Origin of the sequence: Methyloceanibacter sp. (assembly GCF_050728395.1) — a bacterium.
Classification (GTDB): domain Bacteria; phylum Pseudomonadota; class Alphaproteobacteria; order Rhizobiales; family Methyloligellaceae; genus Methyloceanibacter.
The window spans coordinates 1-6,720 of the sequence record NZ_JBOHJB010000125.1; the positions used below are offsets into that span (position 1 = coordinate 1).

7 protein-coding genes are annotated in these 6,720 nt (G+C 55.0%); 6 read left to right on the top strand and 1 reads right to left on the bottom strand.

All coding sequences use genetic code 11. From position 1 onward, the window contains the following. Nucleotides 1-164: 164 nt before the first annotated feature. The 6 genes from ACREC7_RS15050 to ACREC7_RS15075 all read left to right on the top strand — a co-directional run bounded on the left by ACREC7_RS15050 (nucleotide 165) and on the right by ACREC7_RS15075 (nucleotide 6,309). Nucleotides 165-1,157, top strand: coding sequence for a methyltransferase (locus ACREC7_RS15050; RefSeq protein WP_431556508.1), 993 nt, complete (start codon nucleotides 165-167; stop codon nucleotides 1,155-1,157). Nucleotides 1,158-1,540: 383 nt separating this feature from the next. Beyond that, the gene (locus ACREC7_RS15055; protein ID WP_431556509.1) at nucleotides 1,541-2,224 is read left to right on the top strand and encodes a GAF domain-containing protein; all 684 of its coding nucleotides are present in this window, start codon (nucleotides 1,541-1,543) and stop codon (nucleotides 2,222-2,224) included. 29 nt (nucleotides 2,225-2,253) lie between these two features. Further along, a complete protein-coding gene (locus ACREC7_RS15060; RefSeq protein ID WP_431556510.1) occupies nucleotides 2,254-2,610 on the top strand; it encodes a GAF domain-containing protein in 357 nt (118 codons plus the stop codon). Nucleotides 2,611-2,873: 263 nt separating this feature from the next. Next, nucleotides 2,874-4,247, top strand: a complete 1,374-nt coding sequence (locus tag ACREC7_RS15065) for an IS1380 family transposase (protein WP_431556511.1) — start codon at nucleotides 2,874-2,876, stop codon at nucleotides 4,245-4,247. Between the two features lie 60 nt (nucleotides 4,248-4,307). Then, nucleotides 4,308-5,444: an ATP-binding protein gene (locus ACREC7_RS15070; protein ID WP_431556512.1), complete on the top strand. Its 1,137-nt coding sequence runs from the start codon at nucleotides 4,308-4,310 to the stop codon at nucleotides 5,442-5,444. Nucleotides 5,445-5,814: 370 nt separating this feature from the next. After that, complete coding sequence (locus tag ACREC7_RS15075; protein WP_431556513.1) at nucleotides 5,815-6,309, top strand: hypothetical protein; 495 nt, start codon at nucleotides 5,815-5,817, stop codon at nucleotides 6,307-6,309. Nucleotides 6,310-6,324: 15 nt separating this feature from the next. Here the strand turns inward: ACREC7_RS15075 and ACREC7_RS15080 are convergent, their stop codons facing one another. Beyond that, complete coding sequence (locus ACREC7_RS15080; RefSeq protein ID WP_431556514.1) at nucleotides 6,325-6,519, bottom strand: DUF4177 domain-containing protein; 195 nt, start codon at nucleotides 6,517-6,519, stop codon at nucleotides 6,325-6,327. Between the last annotated feature and the right edge of the window lie 201 nt (nucleotides 6,520-6,720).

Genomic DNA, 6,720 nt, shown 5'->3' on the forward strand with positions numbered 1-6,720 from the left:
AAGCCGAAGCGATAAGAAGCAAACAAGGAATTCCGCTGTTGAAACCAGTAGTGGATGATTTGCTGGATATTGCGAAACAAACTGGAATACCGTTCAAAGAACGATAGCCCGCGCCCGAATTTTTTTGCTCCACGCCCGTAACATGACAACGGAAGGGAGGATCCATGGGCAATGAGAACCAAACACTAGGGCAATCCATGATCCGTCTGTTCATGGGGTATATTCCCACCCGGGTGATCTACGTAGCGGCTAAGCTGGAACTCACTGATAATATCGGTGATAACGGAGCCAGCGCGCAAGACCTCGCGCAGAAACTCGAACTCGATCCCGCAGCCTTGTACCGCGTCTTGCGCGTGCTCGCAGGGCTTGGCGTGCTGCGCCAGGATGAGAGCGAGCGATTTTTCGTAACGCCATTCGGCGACACGCTACGAAAGGACTCTCCTCAATCCGTCCGCGATTATGCGATCTATAGTCACGAAATTGTCTACGACAGTTTTAAGACCATCACAGACAGTGTTCGCACCGGCAAACCCGGGATGAACGATTTATTCGGCTTTCTTCGCGCAAATCCGCAACAGGAAGCGATCTTTCATGCGGGTATGAGCAACCGCGGACGGATCGAAACAGCGGCAATCCTCGAAGCGTACAAGTTCTTGGACAGTAAGACGGTTGTGGATGTTGGCGGCGGCAACGGCGGATTCCTCTCCGCGATTTTGGCGCGCCACACTCATCTCTCCGCTATGTTATTTGACCAGATATCCGCCATCGAGGCGGCAAAGGCGGGGCTCGGCGGTCCTTTGCCCCGCTGCACGCTTATGGCGGGAGATTTTTTCGATAACGTTCCCTCCGATGGCGATACTTACTTACTAAAGCGCGTGCTTTTCGACTGGACCGACGAAGAGGCGCTCCGGATTCTCAAAAATTGCCGTCGGGCAATGAACAGCGACACACGCCTGCTGATCATCGAACCTCTGATCGGGGCGCCGAACGAGCAATGCCCTGCGCATCTTTTCGACATGACATTGCTGGTGATGCTGCACGGGCGGCTCAGGACAGCGGATGAATACTCGGGTCTGCTGAGTCAAGCGGGATTTCGGCTGCAACGCGTGGTGCCGACAGGCTCCGATGTCTCGATCCTGGAAGCTTTCGTAGCCTAGCGCTGCGAGAAAGAATGGAAAGTAAAGAGTTATTTAGCGATCGGCTTGAGACCGACCTTTCAATTCCGCTCTCAAAGTTCGCCGTCCTACGCTCCCTTATCTTTTACATTGATCCCGTAATTGGATTGGATTCTCCATCCAAAGAGTCTTACGTGAGATGAAGCTTCGTTCAATGCGCTCTGAAGTGAATAGTTGAATCTGGCTTCGCAGATTCCGCTTCTTGACCGGTGCTTAGTGCGTGTTGTAGTAGGGACAAGTTGGACGACACTGAGTGAGCGAAAACGCAAGGCGGTCGATCCAGACATCGCATTCGTGCGTACCATGCTGTCGCCCGGACCGGATCTGCCCGGGCCGGGTTTTTTGGCTTTAGGGGAGCTTGAGGCGTGGCCAAGAATAAGATCAAAAAAGACCGGCTGCAGAGCGATTCTAAAAGGAAGCCTGGAGGTCCAAAGCCAAAATCGCGGAGCTCATCATCTACCGCGTCCTACGCCGCCCTGAAGAAAAGATTCGACGCGCAGGCGGGGGAACTTCGGGAGGCCCTGGAGCACCAGAAGGCAACGGCCGAAGTACTCGGTATTATCAGCCACTCGCCGACTGACATACAGCCAGTGCTCGACGCCATCGTCGAAAGCGCCGCCCGGGTTTGTGGGATTGACGATGTGCATCTGCGACTTCGTGAGGCAAACTTTATGATTCCCCGCGCCCATTTTGGTCCAATACCCCTCGGCCGCGGCGAGATCAGCATTGATGAGCCAGAGCAGCGCTGGCTGAGCGGGCACGGCGCGCTCCACATTCCCGACCTCCACGCGCAAAACGAATTTCCAGCGATCGGTGCCGCCGGCATCTTTCGCACCTACTTGGGCGCTCCCCTCCGTCTGCAAGGCAACCTCATCGGATCGCTGAACGCACGGCGCACCGAAGTGCGCCCATTCACCGCGGCGCAGATCATGCTCCTAGAAACCTTCGCCAATCAGGCAGTGATTGCAATCGAGAACGTGCGCTTGTTCCAGGAATTGCAGGCGCGGACGCAGGAGTTGGCTCGCTCGGTCGGTGAGCTGAGGCGCTAGGTGAAGTCGGCCAAACGGTCAGCTCGACTTTGGACCTCGAGACCGTGCTAACGAGAATCGTCTCCCACGCCGTTCAACTCAGCGGCACCGACGGCGGAGCGATTTACGAATACGACGAATCTTCGGAAGAGTTTCTCCTGCGCGCCACCGATCATATGGAAGAAGAACTGATCAATGCCCTGCGCGCCAATCCGCCGCGGCTAGGAGACGGAGTCGTCGGCCGGGCGGCGGCGAGTCGTGAACCGGTCGTGGTCCCCAATATCTTGGAGGAGCGCGCTTACGCGCCGCGCATGCGCCAGATGCTTGAGCGTTTCGGCTTCCGCGCCAGCCTGGCCGTGCCGCTGCTGCGTGAAGAGCGGATCATCGGCGGACTAGCCCTCAAGTAAGCGCTGTACTGATAGTTGTAAAGTGAAAAAAAGTACTGAGACGAGAAAAGCCCTCTAGAATGGGGTATACGAAGAGTTGCAACACCGCAACGTAACCTCAAAAAGTAGAGGGCTTCCAAGTGAAAGTATCTATCCCATTTGAGCGCGCAAGTCACGTCAATTCAGGGACCAGCGTCGATCCTGCGGAACTCCCGTGGCCTGAGACCCGTGGTCGGGTGATACGTCACCCGCTACTTCATCTTGAGGGCGATCCGCGCGGCGAGATGACGCACTATGGGGGGCTGGTATTGGCGCAGCAGTTGGTGCGGCGCTTTGGGGTCGCCAAGCGAATCGACGAAGGGCTGAAGTTGCTCAAGCGTCATGCGCCGTATCACGAGTCGGACCACGTGCTGGCGCTGGCGTATACGCTGTATGCGGATGGGACGTGTTTGGAAGATCAAGGGGCGTTGCAAGGGAGCGAGGCGGTAAGACGGCTGGTGGGAGCATGGCGGATCCCGGACCCGACGACGGCCGGAGATTTCCTGCGTCGGTTTAAGAGCGCACAAGAGGTGGGGCAGCTCAGTGGCGCGGGCGACGACGTGCAAGAGGTGGTGTGGTCGAAGTTGCCCGCCAAGGTGCGTCGTCACCGAAAGAAGCACGAGATGGCGCTGGTGGATCTCGATGGGCACATCAAGCCCCTGTACGGGGTACAGAAAGAGGGAGCGGATTTTAGCTACGACGGGCGTTGGTCGTATCAGCCGTTGGTGGTGACGCTGGGGGGCAGCGGGGAATGCTTGAAGGTGGTCAACCAGCCGGGCAGCGCCCGGTCTTCGGACGCAGCCGCCGAGGCTGTTAGGGAGGTGTTGCCGCGGGTTAAGCGCCATTTCAAAAACGCGATTGTGCGCGGCGATACGGACTTTGACCGCGCCGATGTGTACCAGGCGGTGATCGAGCAGGGAGCGTACTTTGCGATTGGAGGTCGACTGTATGGGAACCGGGCAGCGCTGGCGGAGAGGATTTCTGAGAAGCGTTGGCAGCGCTTTTATCCGCGCGCTGAACGCGAAGCATCCGGCGGGCCTTGGCGCCAGGGGCGCACACCGAACTACCGTAAGAACAAAGCCCAACAGCGCGGGTACCGCACGTTGAGCACCGTCAAGCAGTGGATCAGCGAGATCGAGTATCAGCCCTCCGGGGTTCCCTTTCCGTGTCGGCTGATCGTGCGGCGGATATTGATCGAAGAGAGCGATGGCCAGGGGGTGCTTTTAAAGCATTTCCGTTACCGGTTGGTGCTGAGCGATCTGCCCCGTTCTTACACGGCTCAGAAGGTCGTCGATCTGACGTATCAGCGCTGCGACCAGGAAAACGTCATCGAGCAATTCGGTCACGGCATTGCCGGGTGGCGCATGCCAGTGGCGCAGTTCATGGGCAACTCGGCGTGGCTCGAAATCGCTCGGCTGGCGTGGAATCTGGGCAAGTGGATCGCCCAACTGGCCTTGCCCGCGGAGGTGGTGCGTTGGGAGTGGAAGCGCTTTCGCCGCCACTTTGTCCACATCGCGGCCAAAGTCCTAAAGCTCGGCCACAGCGTGGTCGTGCGGCTAGCCGGATCGCATCGGTATTTGCCCGACATCCTGACGGCTCATGCTCGGTTACAAACTTAAAAGCTGGGGCTTTGACGTGACGAGATCTTCCCGCTCCAGCGAGCAGAGGCAGGCAGCGGTGTGTTCAAAATCAGTATCCAACTTCGCAAATCGTCCGACAACGCCAGATTGAATCCGATTTGTGATACAAACGCACTCCCTGAAGCGCTTACGAACCGTCAAGGAGCTACTCGCAGCCCGACGACGAATACTTTTAGCTCCTTGGCGCTTATTTCAGGACTAGTGTTCGAGGACCTGCAACATGATGCGCGGTATCGTGAGCTGAGTCGGGCAGGTACAGTCGCCTCACTTGGTTTCCAGGCGGGCGCGGCGTTTCCGATTCGGAGCAAGGACAAAATCTTGGGTACGCTGCATGTCACTAATCTTACAAAGCGTCAGTTCGCTCCGGAGGAACTACAACTGCTCGAGTCCATCGCTCAGCAAGTCGGTGTCGCTTCGGAAAACGCTAAGATCTTTGAGGAGCTCCGCGAGGCCAAAGAACGAGCAGAGTTATCCGATCGCGCCAAGTCCGACTTCCTCGCTAATATGTCGCACGAGTTGCGTACCCCATTAAATGCCATCATCGGCTTCTCTCAAATGCTCGTGGATAAGAAAGCTGGTCCTCTGAATCCTGACCAAAAGGAATTTCTAAGCGATATTTTGAAAAGCGGCGAGCACTTGCTCGAGGTCATTAATGACGTGCTCGATTTGGCCAAAGTTGCAAGCGGAAAGTTGGAGTTGAAGGTTCAAAGTTTTTCGCTCAGGGAAGCCATTGCCGAGACCTGCGGGGTTGTCAAACCGATGGCGGATGAGAGAAATGTTGCCATAAACGTTGATGCGTCCATCGACAACGACATCGTCACCTTAGACCTACTCAGGTTTAAGCAGGTTCTCTATAATCTCTTGTCGAACGCCATAAAATATAATCACGCTAATGGCAACGTCAAAATTGCGCTCACAGTCGACGAGCAAAAGCAGATTCGGTTACAAGTAAAGGATACTGGTATAGGCATTGAAGAAGAGGATTTGCCGCGCATCTTTCACGATTTTGTCCAACTCAATATTGGCACTACGAAAGTTCAACAAGGAACCGGCCTGGGTCTTGCGCTCTCTAAAAAGATCCTCGAACAACAAAAAGGCTCAATTACCGCCGAGAGCGAAGTTGGCCACGGAAGCACGTTCACTGTCGTACTTCCACTAGTCTCACCAAGCACATGAACATGCGTAGTCTGAGTAGGAAAAATTAAATCACGATACTGCCGTTCAACTGTGGTTCAAGCGACATGCCCCTGTCTAGCTTTACCTTCGCCGGAACTTTAGAAACGCTCCAAACTATTTCGTCATTGACCGACTGTATAGGAAGAATATAACTCCAATGAGCTAGAACCCGATAATAATTGAATCGAACGACACGAGGATTGATGATTCTCATATCGCGTGCAACCCTATGAGAACACATGCTAATTTTCTAACTTTGCCATTACTTTGCCAGAAGAAAACGCGGCAATAATACGAATGCGGTCGCAACCGAGCACACGAATCGCTCTGCACAGCGGCAAACTTACCGATCATGCGGTAAGCTCTACGCATGGCAGGATTAGCCGGCAAGTCGGGACCACCGGGAAATCAGAATGCTTTTCGCCACGGTCTCTCAAGAATCTCGCAGCGACGCAGCAACGGCGCGTTGAATCCCACTGAACAGTCAGTTCGAGAGGAAATTCTAGCGGGTTTGCTTGCAGACAAGGGCGGTGATGCGCAGATCAGCACCGCCGTGCGTGTGTTGGCGGAGATCATCGCGAGCGACGTCTCGCTGTTGGTCACGTTTAATCAGGCAATCGACGGCGTGATCCAGAACAATCAGAAAGCAAGGCAAAATCCCAAGGCGCTGGCGCAATTGGACGGCTACAAAAGACCGCTGGTGAGTTCTCTCTCAGGTAATCTTCAGCGGTTCGGCATGGAGAAGGCCGGCAAAATGGAATCGCTTCAGGAGATAATAGCGGAGATGTCCGACGACACTATGAGTGGCCAGAAGGCCACACGAGATATTGCAACACGGGCAGCGACTGATGACGATGAAGGATAACAGCGGCTTGTTAAATCACCTCGGTTCATTGTCGGTGGTCTGATTAACCGGTCTTTTTAACAGAACGGTATCACTCTGGAAGACATACGCTACAGTTTCCCAACCCTCTGACCCAAGATTATTCAAATTCTTCTCATGCTTTTCTCGTTGCTTCGGTTCGGTAGCATCAACAATCAGCCCGAGTGCGACGATTTCATATTCCCATTGCATGTGAGCGTACCATTTCTCGCCGTGCGCTATTTCCTGTCCGAATCGTCAATAGCATTAGAAGCGGTGACAACGCATCATCTACCCGGCTTTCCGCGCCGTCATAAGCCCGCTACCGTCTAATAAAAAATTCGCACGCTCGATGGCGACAAATCCCGCCTCCGTCAACCAATCTCGGTGCTTCCATTCGGTGTAGGATTCACC

Excerpts from the sequence above, each read along its gene's own strand:
- ACREC7_RS15065 (WP_431556511.1), top strand. The coding sequence starts at position 2,874 with ATGACGCACTATGGGGGGCTGGTATTGGCGCAGCAGTTGGTGCGGCGC.
- ACREC7_RS15050 (WP_431556508.1), top strand. The coding sequence starts at position 165 with ATGGGCAATGAGAACCAAACACTAGGGCAATCCATGATCCGTCTGTTC.
- ACREC7_RS15075 (WP_431556513.1), top strand. The coding sequence starts at position 5,815 with ATGGCAGGATTAGCCGGCAAGTCGGGACCACCGGGAAATCAGAATGCT.
- ACREC7_RS15080 (WP_431556514.1), bottom strand. The coding sequence starts at position 6,519 with ATGCAATGGGAATATGAAATCGTCGCACTCGGGCTGATTGTTGATGCT.